This window comes from Aeribacillus sp. FSL K6-2848 (assembly GCF_038004325.1).
In the GTDB taxonomy this organism is placed as follows: Bacteria; Bacillota; Bacilli; order Bacillales; family Aeribacillaceae; genus Aeribacillus; species Aeribacillus composti.
In genome coordinates this window covers 4,238,968-4,260,742 of sequence record NZ_JBBOQQ010000001.1, presented here as the reverse complement: position 1 = coordinate 4,260,742, position 21,775 = coordinate 4,238,968, and the positions used below count along the sequence as shown (strand labels likewise).

The window sequence follows — 21,775 nt, the reverse complement described above, 5'->3', positions numbered from 1 at the left end:
GTTTTGGGGAAATTCATTTGTCTCTTCCCCTTTTTTTGGCGATGTTTTAATGGGGGCTTTAGGCATAAATTCATCGTCTGTCAAATTTTGCGGAATGATAAATTTTATACCGATTTCTTCTCCTGTTAGATCATATATTGTGTTCGCGATTAAATGCAGGTATCTGGATTCCAACCAATCTCTCGCAAATTCATTTGGAGCAGTAATGATGAGCAAATCACCTTGTAAAGCGTGTGCTTTTGTAGATTTTAGCCAGGTATCAAAGCTCGGTTTACTGACCTTTTTTTTAATTTCGGCAAGCACCCGATTCCACAAGTCCTCTATGTTCTCCATGGCTCTTTGGGGTCACCCTCCTTTACATCGGCTGTAAAAAATGAACAATGAATAAATATGCATTCCACATATGTTTGCACAAAAATATTTAATATAGTAGAAAAATAACTTTTCTACAAAATTCAGAGAGTGTGGAAAACTTCCTTCACAGGGCCGTTAACAACTTTCCACAATTTATCCACAATGTGTGGATAATATAATGATAAATGAAAGATATTCAGAGGTAAAACACAAATATCATATCAAAATAACCTATGTGTTGCAATGGGTTTTGAAAGTTTATCCACAAGACAACATGCTGTTGAAAAAAATATTCACATGTCGATAAATGTGTGAAAAAAATGTCGATAATTGCTGTAAAACTGTATTTTTTATAAAAAAATATCCACAATGTTGTTTGACGATAGTACAATGGACCTTAGTTGACAATTAGGATATTCCTTTACTATAATTAGAAAGACTGTCTTTTTAGAGTTAATCCTCGGGGAGGTGTCATAGAATGAAAAGAACATATCAACCAAATAAAAGAAAACGCAGCAAAGTTCACGGATTCCGCAGCCGGATGAGCACAAAAAACGGTCGAAAGGTTTTAGCTCGGAGACGCCGTAAAGGAAGAAAAGTATTATCAGCGTAGACCACTGAAAAAAAGTCAGTGGTCTTTTTTACACAAAATGAAGTTACTTGATCTCTCGAGTAAATCGGAGAGTCGGAGTGAATGGAATGAAAAAAAGGAACCGGATAAAAAAAAATAAGGACTTTCAAAAAGTATTTCAAAAAGGAAAGTCAATGGCGAACAGACAGTTCGTTATTTATATGCTTGATCAGCCGGATATAAAAGATTTTCGGATCGGGCTGTCTGTCAGTAAAAAAATTGGCAATGCCGTGACGAGGAATAAAGTAAAACGTTTGATTCGTCAAGTATTTTTAGAAGAGAAGGACAATATCGCTAAAGGGAAGGATTATATTATTATTGCGAGGAAACCGTCTGCGCAAATGAATTATCATGAGGTAAAAAAAAGTCTTGTTCATCTTTTTATAAAAATGAACATTTATCAGACAAAAAATCATTAAGAAATCAAAAGCAATTTTACAAAAAAGATGGTAAAATACTTTTTGAATGGAAACGGATTATTTTTAATTATGATATATAGAATTTGTTAGGAGGAAGTTTTTTTGAAGAAGCGAATAGTATTATTGCTGGCTATTCTTGGACTAGCCTCTGTTTTGTCCGGGTGTACGGAAATAAATGAACCGATTACAAAAGACAGTGAAGGTTTTTGGAACCAGTACATTGTTTATCCGCTTTCTTGGTTAATTACATATTTTGCGCAGCTATTTGGAAATGATTATGGTTTATCCATTATCATCGTAACCATTTTAATTCGATTAGCGATTTTGCCGTTAATGATCAAACAAATTCAAAATTCAAAGGCCATGCAGGAAATTCAGCCGGAAATTTTAAAGCTGCGTGAGAAATACAGTTCGAAAGACCAAAAAACACAGCAAAAGCTTCAACAAGAAACAATGGCTTTATTTCAAAAGCATGGTGTTAATCCTCTTGCCGGTTGTTTACCACTATTAATTCAAATGCCAATTTTAATTGGATTTTACCATGCCATTATGAGAACCCGGGAAATTGCTGAACACAGCTTTTTATGGTTCGATCTAGGTGAGAGAGATCCTTATTTTATTCTACCTCTTTTAGCAGGCATTTTGACATTTGTTCAGCAAAAATTAATGATGGCAGGAACAGAAAACATAAATCCGCAAATGCAAACAATGCTTTGGATGATGCCGATTATGATTGTCATTTTTGCGGTGTCGTTCCCAGCAGCTTTATCACTTTATTGGGTAGTCGGAAATATTTTTATGATTGTCCAAACTCTTGTGATCAAAGGTTCAGATATACGCAAAGCTTCTGAAAAGGCAGGAGGAGCTCAAAAGTGAGAGAAATAACGTCTACTGGACAGACCGTTGAGGATGCTGTGAAGAAAGCCTTAAAAGAATTAAATGTTGAGCAGGAACAAGTGGATATTCGAATTATCGATGAAGGAAAAAAAGGGCTTTTTGGGATATTTGGCCAAAAACCTGCCATTGTCCATGTGAAATTAAAGGAAACAAGCGAATTGACGGATGCTTTGTTAAAATGGAACGAGAATACGGATCTTAATCCATTGGACGAGGCGAAAAATTTCCTTGAGCAGGTTATAAAAGAAATGGGAATTACAGCTTCCGTTGATATTAAACTTGAAGAAAAAACAGCGTATTTTAATATTAAAGGGGAAAATTTGGCAATTCTAATTGGGAAAAGAGGACAAACGTTAAATTCCTTGCAATATTTGACACAGCTTGTAGCGAATAAAACGTCAACCGATTACGTACCCATTATTTTGGATGCTGAAAATTATCGTGAAAAGCGCCGAGAGACTTTGACTCAATTGGCGGTAAAATTGGCAGATAAAGTTGTAAAAACAAATAAGGAATTTTCTTTGGAGCCCATGCCTTCTTTTGAAAGAAAAATCATTCATTCAACGTTAATGGAAGATGAAAGGGTTCAAACGTATTCAGTCGGAACAGAGCCCAATCGATATGTCGTCATCGCACCAAAATAAGTTTTTTGATGAATTGGAAAGCCAATTCATCATTTTTTTTAGCCTCCAAATTGATGTCTTTAAAAAGGAATTTTCGGTTTCTGTCAACCTCTATTAAAGACTCTTCAACTTTTTTGGTACCTCTTTGATTTTTCAAGCCCAGCAGTTTTTTAAGCTGTTTCTCCAGTTATCAAATCATTTCGTTTTTCATTATTTTGAATTACGAGACATGCAGATCTAACCCCATGGAAGATTATCTGGCTTGTTTCTTAAACGTTACGGTATTGTGAATAAGTGAAAAGTAGCGAAATATTGTTATGAACATGTGGATAAGTTAAAATAATAAATTAGATAATTTTTTTGTGGATAAACATTGTGCTTTTCTTTTTTCTAGACTATATGGTATTTTTAAACTTTGGTGAATGAAAACAACTGCCGGATTGGTTTATGATAGATCGCAACAAAAAGCGAGGTGAGACAATGGAATTTGATACAATAGCAGCAATTTCCACCCCGATGGGAGAGGGAGCCATTGCGATTGTCCGCTTAAGCGGCGATGAGGCGGTGGACATTGCGAATCGCATTTTTCAAAGCCCTGCAAAGAAACAATTAAAAGATGTTCCAACCCATACGATTCATTATGGAAAAATAATTGATCCCGATACGCAAGAAATGGTTGAAGAAGTGATGGTTTCTGTCATGCGGGCGCCTAAAACATTTACAAGAGAAGATGTTGTTGAGATCAATTGCCATGGAGGTCTCGTAACAGTTAACCGCGTTTTGCAGCTAGTTCTTAAGCACGGCGCTCGTTTGGCGGAACCAGGAGAATTTACGAAGAGAGCATTTTTAAATGGAAGAATTGATTTGTCTCAAGCGGAAGCTGTGATTGATTTGATTCGGGCTAAAACCGATAAAGCAATGAATGTTGCTCTTGGGCAAATGGAAGGCCGTCTTTCAAAGCGCATCAAACGGCTGCGTCAGGAAATTCTTGAAACGCTCGCACATGTTGAAGTCAACATCGATTACCCCGAATATGATGATGTCGAAGAAATGACACATAATATGTTAATTGAAAAAGCTTCGTACGTGCGAGACGAAATTGAAAAACTGCTTTCAACTTCTAACCAAGGGAAAATATTGAGGGAAGGCTTATCAACCGTTATAATTGGGCGGCCAAACGTTGGCAAATCTTCTTTGCTCAATGGACTCGTTCATGAAAATAAAGCGATTGTAACTGATATACCAGGAACGACAAGGGATGTAATAGAAGAATATGTCAATGTGAGAGGTGTTCCTCTCCGTCTTATCGACACGGCTGGAATTCGTGAGACGGAAGACATTGTAGAAAAAATCGGTGTGGAGCGATCCCGACAGGTATTGAAAGAAGCTGATTTAATTTTATTTGTGCTAAACTATAACGAAGAGCTCTCGGAAGAAGATAAAAAATTGTTTGAAGCCGTGAAGGGAACGGATTTTATTGTCATTGTCAATAAAACTGATTTGCCGAAGAAAATCGATATGGATGAAGTGCAGAAGCTAGCCAATGGACATCCAATTGTGACCACTTCCTTAAAGGAAGATAGAGGGATCGATGAATTGGAAAAACAGATCAGTTCTTTGTTTTTTAAAGGGGATCTTCAAGCAGATGATTTAACTTATGTTTCCAATACACGCCATATTGCGTTGTTATCTCAGGCCAAAAAAGCTGTTGAAGAGGCTATAGAGGGAATAGAACAAGGCGTCCCAATCGATATTGTTCAAATCGACTTAACAAGAACGTGGGAACTCCTCGGCGAAATCATTGGCGACAGTGTACATGAAAGCTTAATTGATCAGTTGTTTTCGCAATTTTGCTTAGGTAAATAGGAAAGGGTGTGAATTTGATGCGATATCAAGCCGGTGAATATGATGTAATCGTGGTTGGCGCAGGTCATGCGGGCTGTGAGGCGGGTCTTGCGGCTGCAAGGCTTGGTGCTAAAACTTTAGTAGTGACCATTAATTTGGATATGGTAGCTTTTATGCCATGTAATCCTTCAATCGGCGGGCCGGCAAAAGGAATTGTCGTCCGTGAGATTGACGCGCTTGGCGGAGAAATGGGAAAAAACATTGATAAAACATATATTCAAATGAGAATGTTAAATACAGGAAAAGGACCTGCTGTTCGTGCACTTCGGGCACAAGCCGATAAAGTTTTATATCAAAGGGAAATGAAAAAGACGCTGGAGCAGGAAGAAAATTTAACATTGCTTCAAGGAATGGTCGAAGAATTAATTGTAGAAGACGGTATATGCAAAGGGATCGTGACGCAGACAGGAGCCGAATACCGTTCGAAAACAGTTGTTTTAACAACAGGGACGTTTTTGCGTGGAAGAATCATTATCGGAGACCTTTCTTATTCAAGCGGACCAAACAATCAACAGCCGTCCATTAAGCTGTCAGAGCATTTAGAAAAGCTTGGATTCGAACTTGTTCGTTTTAAAACAGGGACACCTCCAAGAGTCAACAGTAAAACCATTGATTACAGCAAAACAGAAATTCAACCTGGAGACGAGGAGCCGCGTGCATTCTCCTACGAAACAACAAAATATATTACCGATCAGCTTCCTTGTTGGCTGACGTATACAAGCAGTGAAACTCATAAAATCATTGACGAAAATTTGCACAGATCTCCCATGTATTCTGGTATGATCAAAGGGACAGGACCTCGTTATTGTCCGTCTATTGAAGATAAAATTGTCCGTTTCCATGATAAACCGCGCCACCAAATCTTTTTGGAGCCTGAGGGCCGTAATACGGAAGAAGTCTATGTTCAAGGGCTTTCTACAAGCCTGCCGGAAGATGTACAGCGCCGTATGATATCTACCATTCCGGGGCTTGAAAATGCACAAATCATGAGAGCTGGATATGCCATTGAATATGATGCGATCGTACCAACACAGCTATGGCCGACGCTAGAAACGAAAAAAGTGAAAAATTTATATACGGCAGGACAAATTAACGGAACTTCAGGATATGAAGAAGCAGCTGGTCAAGGAATTATGGCCGGTATTAATGCCGCTAGAAGAGCGTTGAATAAAGAAGAGATCATTCTCAGCCGTTCTGATGCTTACATCGGTGTATTAATAGACGATTTGGTGACAAAAGGAACGAACGAACCATACCGTCTTTTAACATCAAGAGCCGAATACCGTCTTCTCCTTCGCCATGACAATGCGGATTTGCGTTTGACAGAACTCGGATACAAAATCGGTTTGATTAAAAAAGAGCGGTATGAAAAGTTTTTGGCCAAAAAAGAAGCGATAGAAAATGAGAAAAAACGCCTCCGTTCCATCATTATCAAGCCGAATGAACAGACTCAAAAACTGATTGAAGAAGTCGGGGGAAGTCCGTTAAAAGACGGCATCCGTGCCTCAGACCTTTTGAAGCGTCCAGAAATAAATTATGAACATATAAAAATGCTTACCGAAAGTGAAGCTTTGCCTAAAGAAGTGGAGGAGCAGGTAGAAATTCAAATCAAATATGAAGGATATATTGAAAAATCGTTGCAGCAAGTAGAGAAATTAAAACGCATGGAAAACAAAAAAATACCAGAAGACATTGATTATGACGCTATCAATGGACTTGCAACAGAAGCGCGGCAAAAATTAAAACAGGTTCGGCCGATATCAGTTGCACAGGCTTCACGCATATCAGGCGTCAATCCGGCGGATATTTCTATTTTACTTGTTTATTTGGAACAAGGCCGTATCGCCCGCGTGTCTAATGAATAAAGAGATTTATTACAATGGAGACGAAAGGATAGAGCGATGGATAGTATTCAGTTTCAAACGTTGCTGGAGGAAAGAGGGATTTCACTTTCCTCACAAGCATTGGAACAATTTGAAGCATATTTTAAGCTCCTAACGGAATGGAATGAAAAAGTGAATTTGACGTCCATAACGGATCGGACAGAAGTGTATATCAAACATTTTTATGATTCTATTTCGGCTGCTTTTTTTTATGATTTTAACAGACCTCTTTCCGTTTGCGATGTTGGAGCGGGTGCTGGTTTTCCCGGCATTCCGCTGAAAATTTGCTTTCCTCATTTGCAGTTGACAATCGTTGACTCTTTGAAAAAACGAATTACGTTTTTAGAGCATTTAACTGCTCAACTAAATTTGGAAAATGTCTTTTTATACCACGATCGTGCGGAAACGTTCGGTCAAAAGAAAATATTTCGGGAATCTTTTGATATCGTGACAGCTAGGGCTGTAGCACGATTATCCGTACTAAGTGAACTTTGTATCCCGCTCGTGAAAGTAAATGGTGATTTTTTGGCATTGAAGGCTCAATCGGTAAAAGAAGAATTAAAAGGGGCAAATAAAGCGATCTCATTATTTGGCGGACAAGTCCAGACGATTCATTCCTTTCAATTGCCCATTGAAAAAAGTCAGCGCAATATCATTGTGATTCATAAACATCGTGCTACTCCGAAAAAGTATCCTAGGAAGCCCGGCACACCAAATAAAATGCCTATTGAGTAACTTGTTTGAAAATAATATTTTTTGTTTGTCATTTTTAGCAGGAAATTTGTCTAGAAAACGAGAAATTTAATAAATGCTGGTAGTTTCTAAAGGTGGTGTCAGCATATGAAGCATCCTTTTTCTCGATTATTTGGCTTTGGGGAAAAAGATGTGACGGACTTTGAAGAAGAAAAAGATGTAAAAGAAGAAATTTTGCATATTCCTGTTGATGAGATCGTCCCTAATCCATTTCAGCCGAGAACTGTTTTTTCTGAAGATAAAATTGATGAATTGGCGCAAACAATCCGAACTCATGGCATTATACAGCCGATTGTTGTCAGAAAAACGGATGAACGGTATGAAATTATTGCCGGGGAAAGAAGATGGAGAGCTGTCAAAAAACTTGGATGGATGGAAATTCCGGCTATAGTAAAAAATTATAATGATAAAGAAACCGCTTCAATCGCCTTAATTGAAAACTTGCAGCGGGAAGAATTATCAGCCATTGAAGAAGCAGTTGCTTATGCAAAATTAATTGAACTCCATCAGCTGACTCAAGAAGCGCTAGCTCAAAGGCTTGGAAAAGGACAATCGACGATTGCCAATAAACTACGTCTGCTGAAGCTCCCAAAAGAAGTTCAAGAGGCATTGTTAAACAAATCCATTACGGAACGTCATGCGCGAGCACTCATTCCTTTAAAAGATCATGAATTGCAAATTAAATTGTTAAACGAAATTATTGAAAAACAGTTAAATGTTAAACAAACAGAAGATCGCGTAGTTAAAATGTTAGACCAAAAAGAAGAAAAGCAAAAACCGAAAAGAAAAGCTTTCAGCAGAGATACGAGAATTGCTTTGAATACGATTCGGAAATCTTTGACTATGGTGGCTGAAACAGGAGTTAAAATAGATTCAAAAGAAGAAGAATTTGAAAACTATATACAATTAACGATCAAAATTCCAAAATAACTCTTCACACTTTTTCGTGAAGAGTTTTTTATTATAAAAAAACTTAGCAAAAAGACTTGGACAGAATGTTCGACAGCAACAAATTATTTTCCGGGAAATACGACAATATTTTATTTTTTTGAAAAAAGAATGAATTCCTAGCATTTCCACCTACAAAAGAAAAAAGTTTGTGAAACATCCCCAAAGATATCACCTACATTTAAGCATTTTCGTGATAAAATAAAATACAATAGAACATTTGAAGTAGGAGAAAGCAGGTGACACCGTGTGTAAGATCATTTCCATAGCGAACCAAAAAGGCGGCGTTGGAAAAACAACAACTTCCGTTAACCTCGGAGCTTGCTTAGCATACACAGGAAAGAGGGTTCTATTAGTCGATATAGACCCTCAAGGTAATGCGACAAGTGGGGTTGGTATTGAAAAAGCGGATGTCGACCTTTGTGTGTATGATCTTTTAGTAGAGGATGCAGATGTAAAAAAAGTCATTAAAACAACACAGATTGAAAATCTTGATGTGATTCCAGCAACTATTCAACTTGCAGGTGCTGAAATTGAATTAGTTCCGACGATTTCCCGTGAAGTCCGATTAAAAAGAGCGCTTGAACCAGTGAAGCAGCAATACGATTACATATTAATTGATTGCCCGCCTTCGCTCGGACTTTTAACACTCAATGCGCTAACGGCTTCGGATTCGGTCATTATTCCAGTTCAATGCGAGTACTATGCTTTGGAAGGATTAAGCCAGCTGTTAAATACTATTCGGTTGGTTCAAAAACATTTGAATTCGGATTTGATGATTGAAGGTGTATTGCTGACAATGCTTGATGCGCGGACTAATTTAGGCATTCAAGTAATTGATGAGGTAAAAAAATACTTTCAAGACAAAGTGTATCAAACCATTATTCCACGAAATGTGCGGCTTAGTGAAGCACCGAGCCATGGACAGCCTATTATCCTTTATGATTCAAGATCCAAAGGGGCAGAGGTTTATTTAGAATTAGCAAAGGAAGTGGTGGCAAATGGCTAGAGGATTAGGGAAAGGAATTAATGCACTTTTTGCCAATTTAGAACTGAATAAGGAAGAAGTGGTGCAAGATATTAAAATAGGGGATTTACGTCCAAATCCTTATCAACCGCGAAAAACATTTGACCCTGGTTCGATTGAAGAGCTTAAGCAATCCATTTTGCAGCACGGAATTTTACAGCCGCTGATAGTCCGAAAGAGCATAAAAGGCTATGAAATTGTAGTCGGTGAACGCCGTTATCGAGCAGCAAAAGAAGCGAAGCTTAAGACAGTTCCGGCAGTTGTGAAAGAGTTGACAGATGAGCAAATGATGGAAATCGCTCTATTAGAAAATTTGCAAAGGGAAGATTTAACCCCGATCGAAGAGGCGAAAGCGTACCAATCGCTTTTGGAGCATTTGAACATTACACAAGAAGAATTGGCAAAACGTCTTGGCAAAAGCCGTCCGCATATTGCCAATCATTTGCGGCTCCTAAGCCTTCCACCGTTCGTCCAAACATTGATATCTGAAGGCAAGCTATCAATGGGTCATGGGAGAACATTGCTTGGCATAAAGAAAAAAGAGAAACTTGAATATTTAGTGAATAAAATTTTAAAAGAAAATTTAAATGTCCGGCAAGTAGAACAGTTAGTGCAGCAGATGAATGAAAGTGTTTCACGTGAAACAAAGAAAAAGATAGAGAAAAAAGATGCTTTTATACGTGAACAAGAATCGTTTTTACGAGAAAAATTTGGAACATCCGTTTCCATTAAGCAGCAAAAGAAGAAAGGTAAAATAGAGATTGAGTTTTTTTCGAAAGAAGATTTGGTGCGTATTTTAGAACTGTTGGATGTAAAAGTATCATCTTGATGTTGAAGAACAGCTAAAATTCAAATCCTCTTCGAAATAGCGATACGTTTGATTGTTCAGATTCCCTTATAGAATTGAAGGTATTGATCAAACTTGCTGAGATGACGTCAGCCATGCTCATAACAAGATGGAGCCTCGTATTTTGCAAAACAAAAAACTCCATAAAGCCGCTGACATTAACGATTCCAGTGATGTGCATGTCTCCGACCGCCGGAAGCGATTTATTGACAGCTGCACCTGGCTTTAAGGGACCTTCCGCTACTTGAAAAGAACCAATGTTTTGATAGAGACCTAAACAAGCATCCACAGCAATGATGAAGGGATGTTCGAACTGATTGTTTATTGTCTCAATCGTTTCTCCTAAATTGACAGCATGAACCGGAGATTTCAAAGTCCCAAATATATGAACATGAGTTAAATTTTGTTCCATTAGCTTCGTTCCGACTATCGGACCTAACGCATCTCCTGTTGAACGATCTGTTCCAATGCATAAAACGACGATGGAATCTTGATGTTCTTTTGGTATAAGACTTCCAATTTTTAGTGATAATTTAGTAACAGCATCTGTATGATGATAAAAGATTCTTTCTTTTTCTTTTTTATAAGGGAAAAAATTTGTTTTTACATTCATCGGCCATTCACCCCCTGAAATAGTATTACCAGTATACGGAATATTTAAATTTTCTATACCTAAAAATGAATAGTGTTTATACCTTCAAACGGAATTGGCTTGATGAAAGGTACAAATCAAATACAAAACTTGTTAAAATAAATCTATCATGGCGCCATCTAAGTATAGATGGCTTTTCGCTTTAACTAAAAAGATATACTGTATGTTTGCTATAAATGGAATATTTAAGGAAGGGATGATGACGGCTTAGATGGTTAACAAGGAATTTGACCTTTATGATATTGTTGAAATGAAGAAACCTCATCCTTGCGGAGAAAATCGCTGGAAAGTGATCCGAATGGGAATGGATATCCGTATTAAATGTGAAGGTTGCAGCCATAGTGTTCTCATGCCGAGAAAAGAATTTGTAAGAAAGATGAAAAAAGTCATTGAAAAACATAGTGAGAAGCAACAATGAAAGACTGCTGCCTTAAATCGGCAGTCTTTTTTTTATAGAGCTGATCGATTTGGAGGATGAAAGCTTGTCATTTTTCTTGTTCCTATCTATAATGGGTGAAGATTAGTTGATGAGATAGTGTCCGTACAAAAAGAGGAGTGGAAAATTCATGGGATTAACTGCTGGTATTGTTGGTCTTCCGAATGTTGGAAAATCAACGCTGTTTAATGCGATCACACAAGCGGGGGCCGAGAGTGCGAACTATCCGTTTTGTACCATTGATCCGAACGTAGGAATTGTTGAAGTGCCTGATTATCGCCTGCAAAAGCTTTCAGAATTATTTAAGCCGAAAAGAACGGTTCCGACAACATTTGAATTTACTGATATTGCAGGAATTGTCAAAGGGGCAAGCAAGGGAGAAGGTCTTGGCAATAAATTTTTGTCTCACATTCGCCAAGTGGATGCAATTTGCCATGTTGTTCGCTGTTTTGATGATGAAAATATTACGCATGTTGACGGAAAAGTGGATCCGATTGCAGATATTGAAACAATTAACATCGAGTTAATTTTGGCCGATTTGGAAACAGTTGATAAACGGATCGATCGCGTTGCCAAAATAGCAAAACAAAAAGACAAGCAAGCTATGTTTGAATATGAAATTTTAATGAAGTTAAAAGAAGCGTTTGAAAATGAAAAGCCCGCCCGTTCTGTTTCATTCACGGAAGAACAGATGAAATATGTAAAACAGCTTCATTTGCTCACCATTAAACCTGTACTTTATGTAGCAAATGTTAGTGAGGAAGATATATCCTCTGGAAGTAATGAATATGTGGAAAAAGTGCGCAAATATGTTGCTGCGGAAAATGCCGAAGTAATTGTCGTATGTGCAAAAATTGAATCTGAAATGGTCGAGCTTGATTCGGAAGAAAAAGAAATGTTTTTGCAGGAGCTTGGAATTCAAGAATCTGGTTTAGATCAATTAATTAAAGCATCTTACAGCTTGCTGGGACTCGCCACATATTTTACTGCTGGGGAACAAGAGGTTCGGGCATGGACGTTCCGCAAAGGAATGAAAGCACCTGAGTGCGCAGGCATCATTCATTCTGATTTTGAACGGGGATTTATTCGGGCCGAAACAGTTTCCTATACAGACTTAATTGAGGCAGGTTCGATGGCTGCTGCAAGAGAAGCTGGAAAGGTTCGATTGGAAGGAAAAGATTACGAGGTTCAAGACGGAGATATTATTCATTTTCGATTCAATGTCTAATGTTGCGGGATCAATAAAATTTTGCTATAATTTTGGTTTGTGAGTAATGATAATTACTCCTTGCCCGAATTGGGCCGTCAAGACCAAAAGGAGGTGTAAGAGAATGAGAAAATACGAAATTATGTATATTATCCGTCCAAACATTGAAGAGGATGCTAAAAAAGAGCTAGTTGAGCGTTTTAACGGCATTCTTGTGAACAATGGTGCGGAGATTACAGAGGTGAAGGAATGGGGAAAACGCCGTCTCGCTTATGAAATTAAAGACTTCCGAGATGGTATTTACATGATTTTAAACGTTCAAGCTTCACCTCAAGCGGTTGAAGAATTTAACCGTTTGGCAAGAATCAATGAAGATATTTTACGTCATATCATTGTTAAAGAAGAAGAGTAATTTGTTCCAATATACGTGTTAAAATGGTAATATCATCTTAAAAGACATTTTAGGAGTGGTTCTGAAATGATGAATCGTGTCGTTTTGGTCGGTCGGCTTACAAGAGATCCCGAATTACGATACACGCCCAGCGGTGTAGCCGTTGCAACCTTTACATTGGCAGTTAATCGAAATTTTACAAATCAGCAAGGGGAACGCGAAGCAGATTTTATCAACTGTGTCGTTTGGCGGCGTCCTGCGGAAAACGTAGCCAACTATTTAAAAAAAGGCAGCCTTGCGGGTGTTGATGGCCGTCTTCAAACACGCAGCTATGAAGATCAAACGGGAAGAAGAGTATTTGTAACAGAGGTTGTGGCGGACAGTGTTCAATTTTTAGAACCGAAGAGTGCCGCAGTCGGGAATAATTCGGGATTTTTTGCAGGAAATCAAGGAAATGCAAATCCATATGGCGGTGCACCATTTGATCCAAACCGGAATAATCAGAACCACCAAAACTTTGACGATGATCCATTTGCTAATGATGGACAACCGATTGATATTTCAGATGATGATTTACCATTTTAACCGATTGTACGCCTAGATAAATGTAAAGAAGGGAGGAATTGTAATGGCTGGACGCAGAGGCCGCGGTAAACGCCGGAAAGTGTGCTATTTCACAGCAAACGGCATTACGCACATTGATTACAAAGATGTTGATTTGCTTAAAAAATTCATTTCTGAACGCGGAAAAATTTTGCCTCGCCGTGTAACAGGAACGAGTGCAAAATATCAACGGAAATTAACAGTTGCCATTAAACGGGCCCGTCAAATGGCATTGCTTCCTTATGTTGCAGATGATAAATAAGAAATTTCAAAGGCAGCAAGGTGAATCCCTTGTTGCTTTTTTCTTGTCCGTTAAATGAAACCATGATTTGATTGTTTAAAAAGTCTAGATTAAAATAATGGTATGAGTCTTGATTGAGGTGAGTCTGTGAAACGTACGAATGTTTTAACAGAAGGTGCTATATTCGTTGCTATTTATACCGTTTTTCTATTAATTACTTTATATGTTCCGATATTAAGCGTTATATCAATATTTTTCCTTTCGACGCCGTTTATTATTTTCGGTATCCGCCACGGAATCAAGCAGTCTTTTGTTTTATTATTAGCATCAATCGTGATGACATTTTTGGTCGGCTCCATCGTTTCGCTGCCGATTGGGCTCATGTTCAGTGTGACAGGTATCATAATGGCATACTTTTATCGTCAAAAACGGCAGCTGTTTGCGTTAATAGGCGGCACCATTTCATTGCTCATCAATTTCGTTCTTGATTATGCGTTATCAATTGTTTTTTTGGGCGTTGATCTTTTTAGTGATGTTATACAACAAACCAAGTCTTCAGTAAGGGAAACATTAGCCGCATTCCCTTCAATGGATGAAGAAATGAAAAAAACAATGATGGAGCAAATGAACGAGCAGTTTGATTTATTAATGAACTTGCTTCCGAGCATGTTTGTCATTGTGTCATTTATGTTAGCCGCGATTATACATATATTGAACATTGGAATTATAAAAAGATTAAAATTGAATGTTGGAACAATCACCCCTTTCCGCGACTGGAAATTTCCAAAAAGTATTATTTGGTATTATTTAATCGCCACTCTCCTTATGCTTATCAATTTGCCTAAAGAATCTTTCTTAAATATCGCGCTTTACAATATTGTGTTTGTTTTACAGACTGTGCTTTTAATTCAAGGGTTTTCCTTTATTTTTTATTTTTGTCATGTGAAAAAACTTTCGAAAGCAGTGCCGGTATTGATTGTAATTGGAACATTTATTTTGCCAATTCTTCTTTATCCAGTACGAATATTGGGAATCATTGATTTAGGGTTTAATCTCCGCGAAAAAATACGTTAGGCCTTGGTTCGTTCTTTTTGCAAGGAGCTGAATAAAATGCCGAGTTTTTTTGAAAAACCTTTATTCTTTTACCCGTTATACGCACTCATTGGCGTAATAGCGGCAATGATCGGTTTTCTGTTATTTTATAATTGGGTGATTGGCTGTATTATCGCAATCGTTGCAGGTTGTCTGTTGTTTTTTTTCTTTTATGCTGTTAAACGATTGAAATTGGAATTGGAACATTCTATTTCTGATTTAACGTTTCGTTTGAAAAAAGCTGGCGATGAAGTTTTTATGAAGATGCCGATTGGCATTATGCTTATCAACGATCAATTTGCCGTGGAATGGGTCAATCCATTTTTAGCTTCATATTTTAAGAACGACAAGCTGGTCGGTCGTCCTCTTGACGAAATTTCTGAAACATTAAAAGTGTTATTTCAAAAAGGGATAGATTCCGATATCGTGACTCTTCAAAACCGTAAATTTCGCGTCATTGTCAAAAAAGAAGAAAGGCTTCTTTATTTTTTTGATGAAACGGACCACACGGAACTAAAAAAGCAGTATGAAAGCGAACGGATTGTTTTAGCTTATATATTTTTAGATAATTATGATGAAATCGCACAAGGGCTCGACGATCAAAAGCGGAGCAATTTAAACAGCCTTGTGACATCCATATTAAATAAATGGGCAGTCGATAACGGTATTTTTTTAAAAAGAGTTTCCTCTGAACGTTTTATTGCGGTTTTTAATGAAAAAATTTTGGCTGAGCTTGAAAAAACGAAATTTTCTATTTTAGATGAAGTCAGAGAAAAAGCGGTTATTCAAAATGTTTCTCTCACCTTAAGCATCGGGATTGGAGCCGGCATTAAAGATCTGTCTGAATTGGGGCATCTGGCGCAGTCGAGTCTAGATCTTGCTTTAGGCCGCGGAGGAGACCAAGTTGCTATTAAACGGGGAAATGGCAAGGTTAAATTTTACGGCGGACAAACAAATCCGATCGAAAAACGCACACGCGTTAGAGCTCGAGTGATTTCCCATGCATTAAAAGAAATCATTCGTGAAAGTGATAAAGTATTTATTATGGGTCATAAAAATCCTGACATGGATTCAATTGGTTCAGCAATAGGAATATTGAAGGTGGCGCAAATCAATCATAAAGAAGGTTTTATTGTTGTAAACCATGAAGAATTCGGCCAAGGACTTCAAAAGCTTGTGGAGGAAGTAAAGAAGGACGCTGAGTTATGGTCCAGATTCATCACTCCGGATGAAGCCCTGAATATTGCAACAGATCATTCTCTTCTCGTGATTCTAGATACGAATAAACCTTCAATGGTGGCTGAACAAAAATTGCTGAGCGAAATTGACCATGTAGTAGTCATTGACCATCATCGCAGGGGAGAAGAATTTATTCAAGATCCACTGCTTGTTTATATAGAACCTTATGCATCATCTACATCTGAACTTGTTACGGAAATTTTAGTATATCAGCCTGCAGAATTTAAAATGAGTACAATAGAGGCAACTGCATTGTTGGCAGGTATTACGGTAGATACAAAATGCTTCACGCTTCGAACAGGCTCTAGAACATTCGATGCGGCGTCTTATTTGCGATCAAAAGGAGCGGATACAATCCTTGTCCAAAAATTGTTGAAAGAGGATATTCAACAATTTGTTCAACGTGCCAAGTTCATTCAAAACACAGAGATTATGAATAATGGGGTTGCAATAGCAAAAGCAGATCGAGAAGATGAATATTACGATCAAGTGATCATTGCTCAGGCAGCTGACACTCTTTTATCAATGAACGGCGTATTGGCGTCGTTTGTCATTGCGAAGCGTGATGAACATACAGTCGGTATTAGTGCTAGATCATTGGGCGATTTTAATGTTCAATTAATAATGGAAGCACTTGGAGGTGGAGGGCATTTAACAAATGCCGCGACCCAGTTGGAGCATGTTACGATAAATGAAGCAGAAAAACGATTAAAAGAAGCTGTTCAACAATATTTAGAAGGGAGAAATGAAGAATGAAAGTAATTTTTTTACAAGATGTAAAGGGGAAAGGGAAAAAAGGTGAAGTAAAAAATGTAGCTGACGGCTATGCCCAAAATTATCTTTTTAAAAAAGGTTTGGCTGTTGAAGCGACGAGTGCCAATTTAAAACAGCTGGAAGCGCAAAAGAAAAAAGAAGAAAAAGAGGCAGCGGAAGAATTAGCGCAGGCAAAAAAATTAAAAGAACAGCTTGAAAAAATCACGGTTGAATTAAAAGCGAAAGCCGGTGAGGGCGGAAGATTATTTGGTTCTGTAACAAGCAAACAAATTGCTGATCAATTAAAAAAAGCACATAATATTCAAATCGATAAACGGAAGATTGATCTTCCAGATGCGATTCGTTCTTTAGGCTATACAAATGTTCCGATTAAGCTTCATTCGGAAGTGACGGCGACGTTAAAGGTACATGTTACAGAAGAATAATGGCAAGGAGCAATGTGGTATTATGGAAAGAAGTTGATCTTGAAGTAATGCCACATTTCTCTTTATACTTTTTGGAGAAAAAATTTATGTGTCCACGGTAAGGCGGTGATCATCTTGAATGATCTTCTGGTCAGTGATCGAATTCCACCACAAAATATAGAAGCAGAGCAGGCAGTGCTTGGGGCAATTTTTTTAGAACCTGAAGCGCTTATGTTAGCTTCCGAAATATTAGTTCCTGAAGATTTTTATCGATCCAGCCATCAAAAGATTTTTCAATCGATGTTGAGGCTTTCAGAAAAAGGAGAGCCCGTCGATTTAGTAACTGTGACAAAAGACTTGGCGGATGCGAAAATTTTGGAAGAGGTTGGCGGGGTTTCTTATTTAAGCGATTTAGCGGGATCCGTTCCTACAGCAGCAAATATCGAATATTATGCGAAAATTGTTGAAGAAAAATCGATATTGAGAAGACTTATACGAACAGCAACGGCTATAGCTCAAGAAGGCTATAATCGGGAAGACGATGTGGAAACACTTTTAACAGAAGCCGAAAAAAGCATCATGGAAGTGGCGCAGCGGAGAAAAGCCGGATTGTTTCAAAACATTAAAGATATTCTTGTTCGAACATACGATAAAATTGAAATGCTCCACAATCGCAAAGGGGAAATTACAGGAATTCCTACAGGCTTTTCCGAATTGGATCGTATGACGGCCGGTTTTCAGCGAAATGATTTAATTATCGTAGCGGCCCGCCCGTCTGTCGGTAAAACTGCATTTGCCTTAAATATCGCTCAAAATGTTGCGACGAAAACGGACGAAAATGTAGCGATTTTTAGCTTGGAAATGGGTGCGGAACAGCTTGTCATGCGTATGCTTTGCGCAGAAGGAAACATAGATGCCCAAAATTTGCGAACGGGAAATTTAACCCCGGATGATTGGGGAAAGTTGACGATGGCAATGGGGAGTTTATCAAATGCCGGCATTTATATTGATGATACACCTGGCATAAGAGTGAGTGATATTCGCGCCAAGTGCAGACGGTTAAAACAGGAAAAGGGCCTTGGTTTAATTATCATAGATTATTTGCAATTAATTCAAGGAAGCGGGCGGAATCGGGAAAACCGCCAGCAGGAAGTTTCGGAAATATCAAGATCTCTTAAGGCTTTGGCACGTGAATTGGAAGTGCCGGTCATCGCATTATCCCAGCTTTCACGAAGCGTCGAGCAGCGTCAAGATAAACGCCCGATGATGTCAGATATTCGGGAGTCCGGTAGTATTGAGCAGGATGCAGATATCGTCGCCTTTTTATACAGAGATGATTACTACAATACGGAATCAGAAAACAAAAATATTATTGAAATCATTATAGCCAAGCAGCGGAACGGCCCTGTAGGAACTGTCCAGCTTGCATTTGTAAAAGAATATAATAAATTTGTAAATCTTGAAAGGAGATATGAAGACGATCATATTCCTCCTGCTGTCTCTTGATGAGGCAGTTGTTTTTTGTAAGCATCTTATATAACACGAACAAAATATTTAATAATAAAGTGAACGTTCGGATTTTATTGACTCTACTTGCTACAATTGGTAGAATAAACTTGTTTCTTTGTATTGGATTTTTGGTGAACACGGAGGTGCACACATGTCATCAGTTGTTGTTGTTGGTACACAATGGGGGGATGAAGGAAAAGGGAAAATAACCGATTTCCTTTCTCAAAATGCGGAAGTGATCGCCCGTTACCAAGGTGGAAACAATGCTGGCCATACAATCAAATTTAACGGTGAAACATATAAACTGCATTTAATCCCATCCGGTATTTTTTATCAAGATAAAATTTGTGTCATCGGAAACGGAATGGTTGTCGATCCTAAAGCGCTGGTAGAAGAGTTGAACGGTTTGCATAAACGGGGAATTCAAACAAATAATCTGCGAATTTCCAACCGCGCTCACGTCATTTTGCCTTATCATTTAAAATTGGATGAAGTGGAAGAAGAACGAAAAGGAGCCAACAAGATCGGGACGACGAAAAAAGGAATAGGTCCAGCCTATATGGATAAAGCAGCCCGTATTGGCATCCGCATCGCTGATTTATTGGATCGTGAAGTCTTTGAAGAAAAATTGAGAAGAAATTTAGAAGAAAAAAATCGCCTGTTTGAAAAAGTATACGAAGTTGAAGGGTTTAAACTGGAAGAGATTTTAAATGAATACTACGAGTACGGCCAACAAATCAAACAATATGTATGCGACACATCTGTTGTGCTGAACGACGCGCTTGATGAAGGACGCCGTGTTTTATTTGAAGGCGCTCAAGGTGTTATGCTTGATATCGATCAAGGTACATATCCTTTTGTTACATCTTCCAATCCAGTAGCAGGCGGTGTGACAATTGGAGCAGGTGTAGGTCCTACGAAAATTAAACATGTTGTCGGCGTATCAAAAGCTTATACAACTCGTGTAGGAGACGGTCCGTTTCCGACAGAGCTCCACGATGAAATTGGCGATCAAATTCGTGAAGTTGGACGGGAATATGGTACAACAACAGGACGTCCGCGTCGAGTGGGTTGGTTTGACAGCGTTGTTGTTCGCCATGCGCGCCGGGTAAGCGGAATAACTGATTTATCTTTAAATTCCATCGATGTATTGACAGGAATCGAAACATTAAAAATATGCATCGCCTACAAATACAAAGGTGAAATTTTAGAAGAATTTCCAGCAAGTTTAAAAGTACTTGCACAGTGCGAACCTGTCTATGAGGAATTGCCGGGTTGGAAGGAAGACATTACGGGGGCAAAAAGCTTGGACGATCTTCCTGACAATGCACGTCATTATGTTGAACGGATTTCCCAGTTAACAGGTATCCCACTTTCCATCTTTTCAGTTGGTCCAGATCGTTCACAAACAAATGTTGTCCGCAGTGTATACAGTCCAATATAATAAACTTGGAGGGATCGGCTGTTCCCTCTTTTTTTTGTGAAATTAAAAAAAATCGTTGTTTTGTCCCTCTAGAAATGATATTATTATACACGTCTTGAGAAAAATGAGCGTATTGGCTCCGAACTGTTCGCACAATGCATCCATCATCCTCGAAAAAGCTAGAAGAGGAAGGGACATCTGACAAATTTTAAAATGGATTAGAAGGAAAAAATTTTTTATGAGCCATTAGCTCAGTAGGTAGAGCATCTGACTTTTAATCAGAGGGTCGGAGGTTCGAATCCTCCATGGCTCACCATTACAATCGAGAAATATTATACAAGCTGCCTCACATTCGAGAATCCACATATATGAAAGGGTTGAGAGAGGGAAAAAGAGTTCGCATTCTTGAAAACTTTATACGGCTCGGTAGCTCAGTCGGTAGAGCAAAGGACTGAAAATCCTTGTGTCGGCGGTTCGATTCCGTCCCGAGCCACTTCATACGCACGGTTTATCCGTGCTATTTTTGGCTATAAGTATGTTAAACCAAAATTGGTAACATTTGTGGTTGTAAATAGAAATTTGATTTCTCATCTCAAGCTGTTACAATAAGATAAAAATTGATATAATAGGTTTGATAGGAATTTACAGGGGTTTACTCTAAGTTCCAAAACCTATTGAATTTAAGACCTCTAGCAATAGCTAGGGGTTTTCTGCTTGTTTTTTCCATTTGTATTGAAAGTTGATGATGAGATGAATGTAATCGTGGTAAAGTAAAGTTAATAGATCAAAAGGGGAGAAAATGATGGAAAATAAAAAAATATTAGTTGTTGATGACGAAAAACCAATTGCAGATATATTAGAGTTTAATCTTAAAAAAGAAGGTTTTGATGTATACTGTGCTTATGACGGAACAAGCGCGATTGAAATGGTGGAAGAAATTAAACCTGACTTGATATTGTTAGATATTATGCTTCCCAGCAAGGATGGAATGGAAGTGTGCCGGGAAGTTCGAAAAAAATATGAAATGCCGATTATTATGCTGACTGCGAAAGATTCAGAAATCGATAAAGTACTTGGTCTGGAGCTTGGTGCTGATGATTATGTGACAAAACCATTCAGCACAAGAGAGCTCTTGGCAAGGGTAAAGGCAAATTTACGAAGACAGCAAACAAATGCTGCAAGGGAAGCGGCTTCTGAACAGTCGGAAATTCAAATCGGCTCTCTCGTTATTCATCCTGATGCATATGTCGTTTCAAAACGGGGAGAAACGATCGAGCTTACTCATCGTGAGTTTGAATTGCTTCACTATTTAGCGAAGCACATTGGACAGGTCATGACCCGAGAGCATTTGCTGCAAACCGTTTGGGGATATGACTATTTCGGAGACGTCAGAACTGTAGATGTCACGGTTAGAAGACTTAGGGAAAAAATTGAAGACAACCCAAGTCATCCAATATGGATTGTGACAAGAAGAGGGGTAGGTTATTATTTACGCAATCCTGAACAGGAGCAGTGAA

Annotated in this window: 23 protein-coding genes and 2 tRNA genes; 23 read left to right on the top strand and 2 right to left on the bottom strand. The window is 38.3% G+C overall.

What is annotated here, in order from left to right:
- A partial coding sequence (locus NSS70_RS20425; RefSeq protein ID WP_340734385.1) for a DnaA N-terminal domain-containing protein occupies window positions 1–333 on the bottom strand: 333 nt, incomplete at its 3' end.
- Between the two features lie 499 nt (window positions 334–832).
- Here NSS70_RS20425 and rpmH point away from each other — a divergent pair.
- From rpmH to NSS70_RS20375, 10 genes are all read left to right on the top strand, one after another.
- On the top strand, window positions 833–967 hold the full coding sequence (rpmH, locus tag NSS70_RS20420) for a 50S ribosomal protein L34 (RefSeq protein WP_063387747.1): 135 nt from the start codon (window positions 833–835) through the stop codon (window positions 965–967).
- Between the two features lie 86 nt (window positions 968–1,053).
- Entirely contained in the window at window positions 1,054–1,404 is a 351-nt protein-coding gene (gene rnpA / locus NSS70_RS20415; RefSeq protein ID WP_063387748.1) for a ribonuclease P protein component, read from the top strand.
- Between the two features lie 102 nt (window positions 1,405–1,506).
- On the top strand, window positions 1,507–2,280 hold the full coding sequence (gene spoIIIJ / locus NSS70_RS20410; protein ID WP_063387749.1) for a YidC family membrane integrase SpoIIIJ: 774 nt from the start codon (window positions 1,507–1,509) through the stop codon (window positions 2,278–2,280).
- Window positions 2,277–2,945 (top strand): RNA-binding cell elongation regulator Jag/EloR, encoded by a 669-nt coding sequence (jag, locus tag NSS70_RS20405; protein WP_094244817.1) that lies wholly within the window; start codon window positions 2,277–2,279, stop codon window positions 2,943–2,945. The genes spoIIIJ and jag overlap by 4 nt, the downstream gene beginning before the upstream one ends.
- Before the next feature lie 459 nt (window positions 2,946–3,404).
- Window positions 3,405–4,790, top strand: coding sequence for a tRNA uridine-5-carboxymethylaminomethyl(34) synthesis GTPase MnmE (mnmE, locus tag NSS70_RS20400; protein ID WP_339198172.1), 1,386 nt, complete (start codon window positions 3,405–3,407; stop codon window positions 4,788–4,790).
- A gap of 17 nt (window positions 4,791–4,807) precedes the next feature.
- On the top strand, window positions 4,808–6,694 hold the full coding sequence (gene mnmG, locus NSS70_RS20395; protein WP_063387752.1) for a tRNA uridine-5-carboxymethylaminomethyl(34) synthesis enzyme MnmG: 1,887 nt from the start codon (window positions 4,808–4,810) through the stop codon (window positions 6,692–6,694).
- A gap of 36 nt (window positions 6,695–6,730) precedes the next feature.
- The gene (gene rsmG, locus NSS70_RS20390; RefSeq protein ID WP_063387753.1) at window positions 6,731–7,447 is read left to right on the top strand and encodes a 16S rRNA (guanine(527)-N(7))-methyltransferase RsmG; all 717 of its coding nucleotides are present in this window, start codon (window positions 6,731–6,733) and stop codon (window positions 7,445–7,447) included.
- Between the two features lie 105 nt (window positions 7,448–7,552).
- A complete protein-coding gene (gene noc / locus NSS70_RS20385) occupies window positions 7,553–8,395 on the top strand; it encodes a nucleoid occlusion protein (protein WP_063387754.1) in 843 nt (280 codons plus the stop codon).
- A 265-nt stretch (window positions 8,396–8,660) separates the two neighbouring features.
- Window positions 8,661–9,422: a ParA family protein gene (locus tag NSS70_RS20380; RefSeq protein WP_063387755.1), complete on the top strand. Its 762-nt coding sequence runs from the start codon at window positions 8,661–8,663 to the stop codon at window positions 9,420–9,422.
- Window positions 9,415–10,269, top strand: a complete 855-nt coding sequence (locus tag NSS70_RS20375) for a ParB/RepB/Spo0J family partition protein (RefSeq protein WP_063387756.1) — start codon at window positions 9,415–9,417, stop codon at window positions 10,267–10,269. The genes NSS70_RS20380 and NSS70_RS20375 overlap by 8 nt, the downstream gene beginning before the upstream one ends.
- 13 nt (window positions 10,270–10,282) lie before the next feature.
- Here the strand turns inward: NSS70_RS20375 and yyaC are convergent, their stop codons facing one another.
- A complete protein-coding gene (gene yyaC / locus NSS70_RS20370) occupies window positions 10,283–10,900 on the bottom strand; it encodes a spore protease YyaC (protein ID WP_063387757.1) in 618 nt (205 codons plus the stop codon).
- 250 nt (window positions 10,901–11,150) lie between these two features.
- Here yyaC and NSS70_RS20365 point away from each other — a divergent pair, with 250 nt between their 5' ends.
- The 13 genes from NSS70_RS20365 (at window position 11,151) to yycF (ending at window position 21,774) form a co-directional block, all read left to right on the top strand.
- Window positions 11,151–11,357 (top strand): DUF951 domain-containing protein, encoded by a 207-nt coding sequence (locus NSS70_RS20365; protein WP_063387758.1) that lies wholly within the window; start codon window positions 11,151–11,153, stop codon window positions 11,355–11,357.
- 148 nt (window positions 11,358–11,505) lie between these two features.
- The gene (gene ychF, locus NSS70_RS20360) at window positions 11,506–12,603 is read left to right on the top strand and encodes a redox-regulated ATPase YchF (protein ID WP_063387759.1); all 1,098 of its coding nucleotides are present in this window, start codon (window positions 11,506–11,508) and stop codon (window positions 12,601–12,603) included.
- Between the two features lie 103 nt (window positions 12,604–12,706).
- Window positions 12,707–12,994 carry a 30S ribosomal protein S6 gene (rpsF, locus tag NSS70_RS20355; protein ID WP_063387760.1) on the top strand — a complete coding sequence of 96 codons (288 nt, stop codon included), beginning with the start codon at window positions 12,707–12,709 and terminating at the stop codon, window positions 12,992–12,994.
- A gap of 66 nt (window positions 12,995–13,060) precedes the next feature.
- Window positions 13,061–13,558, top strand: coding sequence for a single-stranded DNA-binding protein (ssb, locus tag NSS70_RS20350; RefSeq protein WP_063387761.1), 498 nt, complete (start codon window positions 13,061–13,063; stop codon window positions 13,556–13,558).
- 43 nt (window positions 13,559–13,601) lie between these two features.
- A complete protein-coding gene (rpsR, locus tag NSS70_RS20345) occupies window positions 13,602–13,838 on the top strand; it encodes a 30S ribosomal protein S18 (RefSeq protein ID WP_044748995.1) in 237 nt (78 codons plus the stop codon).
- Between the two features lie 126 nt (window positions 13,839–13,964).
- On the top strand, window positions 13,965–14,891 hold the full coding sequence (locus tag NSS70_RS20340) for a YybS family protein (protein WP_339210733.1): 927 nt from the start codon (window positions 13,965–13,967) through the stop codon (window positions 14,889–14,891).
- Between the two features lie 36 nt (window positions 14,892–14,927).
- Window positions 14,928–16,904 carry a DHH family phosphoesterase gene (locus NSS70_RS20335; RefSeq protein ID WP_339210731.1) on the top strand — a complete coding sequence of 659 codons (1,977 nt, stop codon included), beginning with the start codon at window positions 14,928–14,930 and terminating at the stop codon, window positions 16,902–16,904.
- The gene (gene rplI / locus NSS70_RS20330; RefSeq protein WP_063387764.1) at window positions 16,901–17,347 is read left to right on the top strand and encodes a 50S ribosomal protein L9; all 447 of its coding nucleotides are present in this window, start codon (window positions 16,901–16,903) and stop codon (window positions 17,345–17,347) included. The genes NSS70_RS20335 and rplI overlap by 4 nt, the downstream gene beginning before the upstream one ends.
- A gap of 114 nt (window positions 17,348–17,461) precedes the next feature.
- Window positions 17,462–18,832, top strand: coding sequence for a replicative DNA helicase (gene dnaB, locus NSS70_RS20325; RefSeq protein ID WP_063387765.1), 1,371 nt, complete (start codon window positions 17,462–17,464; stop codon window positions 18,830–18,832).
- Between the two features lie 154 nt (window positions 18,833–18,986).
- On the top strand, window positions 18,987–20,279 hold the full coding sequence (locus NSS70_RS20320; protein WP_063387766.1) for an adenylosuccinate synthase: 1,293 nt from the start codon (window positions 18,987–18,989) through the stop codon (window positions 20,277–20,279).
- A gap of 219 nt (window positions 20,280–20,498) precedes the next feature.
- Window positions 20,499–20,574, top strand: a tRNA-Lys gene (locus NSS70_RS20315).
- A gap of 104 nt (window positions 20,575–20,678) precedes the next feature.
- Window positions 20,679–20,751 (top strand) — tRNA-Phe (locus NSS70_RS20310).
- Window positions 20,752–21,060: 309 nt separating this feature from the next.
- Window positions 21,061–21,774 carry a response regulator YycF gene (gene yycF / locus NSS70_RS20305; RefSeq protein ID WP_063387767.1) on the top strand — a complete coding sequence of 238 codons (714 nt, stop codon included), beginning with the start codon at window positions 21,061–21,063 and terminating at the stop codon, window positions 21,772–21,774.
- The last annotated feature ends 1 nt before the right edge of the window (window position 21,775 follow it).

What these genes read in the sequence shown, in the direction of transcription:
- rplI (WP_063387764.1), top strand. Translation starts at nt 16,901, where the DNA reads ATGAAAGTAATTTTTTTACAAGATGTAAAGGGGAAAGGGAAAAAAGGT.
- yyaC (WP_063387757.1), bottom strand. Translation starts at nt 10,900, where the DNA reads ATGAATGTAAAAACAAATTTTTTCCCTTATAAAAAAGAAAAAGAAAGA.
- rpsF (WP_063387760.1), top strand. Translation starts at nt 12,707, where the DNA reads ATGAGAAAATACGAAATTATGTATATTATCCGTCCAAACATTGAAGAG.
- rpmH (WP_063387747.1), top strand. Translation starts at nt 833, where the DNA reads ATGAAAAGAACATATCAACCAAATAAAAGAAAACGCAGCAAAGTTCAC.
- NSS70_RS20335 (WP_339210731.1), top strand. Translation starts at nt 14,928, where the DNA reads ATGCCGAGTTTTTTTGAAAAACCTTTATTCTTTTACCCGTTATACGCA.
- NSS70_RS20320 (WP_063387766.1), top strand. Translation starts at nt 18,987, where the DNA reads ATGTCATCAGTTGTTGTTGTTGGTACACAATGGGGGGATGAAGGAAAA.
- yycF (WP_063387767.1), top strand. Translation starts at nt 21,061, where the DNA reads ATGGAAAATAAAAAAATATTAGTTGTTGATGACGAAAAACCAATTGCA.
- rsmG (WP_063387753.1), top strand. Translation starts at nt 6,731, where the DNA reads ATGGATAGTATTCAGTTTCAAACGTTGCTGGAGGAAAGAGGGATTTCA.
- mnmG (WP_063387752.1), top strand. Translation starts at nt 4,808, where the DNA reads ATGCGATATCAAGCCGGTGAATATGATGTAATCGTGGTTGGCGCAGGT.
- rpsR (WP_044748995.1), top strand. Translation starts at nt 13,602, where the DNA reads ATGGCTGGACGCAGAGGCCGCGGTAAACGCCGGAAAGTGTGCTATTTC.
- ssb (WP_063387761.1), top strand. Translation starts at nt 13,061, where the DNA reads ATGATGAATCGTGTCGTTTTGGTCGGTCGGCTTACAAGAGATCCCGAA.
- ychF (WP_063387759.1), top strand. Translation starts at nt 11,506, where the DNA reads ATGGGATTAACTGCTGGTATTGTTGGTCTTCCGAATGTTGGAAAATCA.
- NSS70_RS20375 (WP_063387756.1), top strand. Translation starts at nt 9,415, where the DNA reads ATGGCTAGAGGATTAGGGAAAGGAATTAATGCACTTTTTGCCAATTTA.
- noc (WP_063387754.1), top strand. Translation starts at nt 7,553, where the DNA reads ATGAAGCATCCTTTTTCTCGATTATTTGGCTTTGGGGAAAAAGATGTG.
- mnmE (WP_339198172.1), top strand. Translation starts at nt 3,405, where the DNA reads ATGGAATTTGATACAATAGCAGCAATTTCCACCCCGATGGGAGAGGGA.
- rnpA (WP_063387748.1), top strand. Translation starts at nt 1,054, where the DNA reads ATGAAAAAAAGGAACCGGATAAAAAAAAATAAGGACTTTCAAAAAGTA.
- NSS70_RS20365 (WP_063387758.1), top strand. Translation starts at nt 11,151, where the DNA reads ATGGTTAACAAGGAATTTGACCTTTATGATATTGTTGAAATGAAGAAA.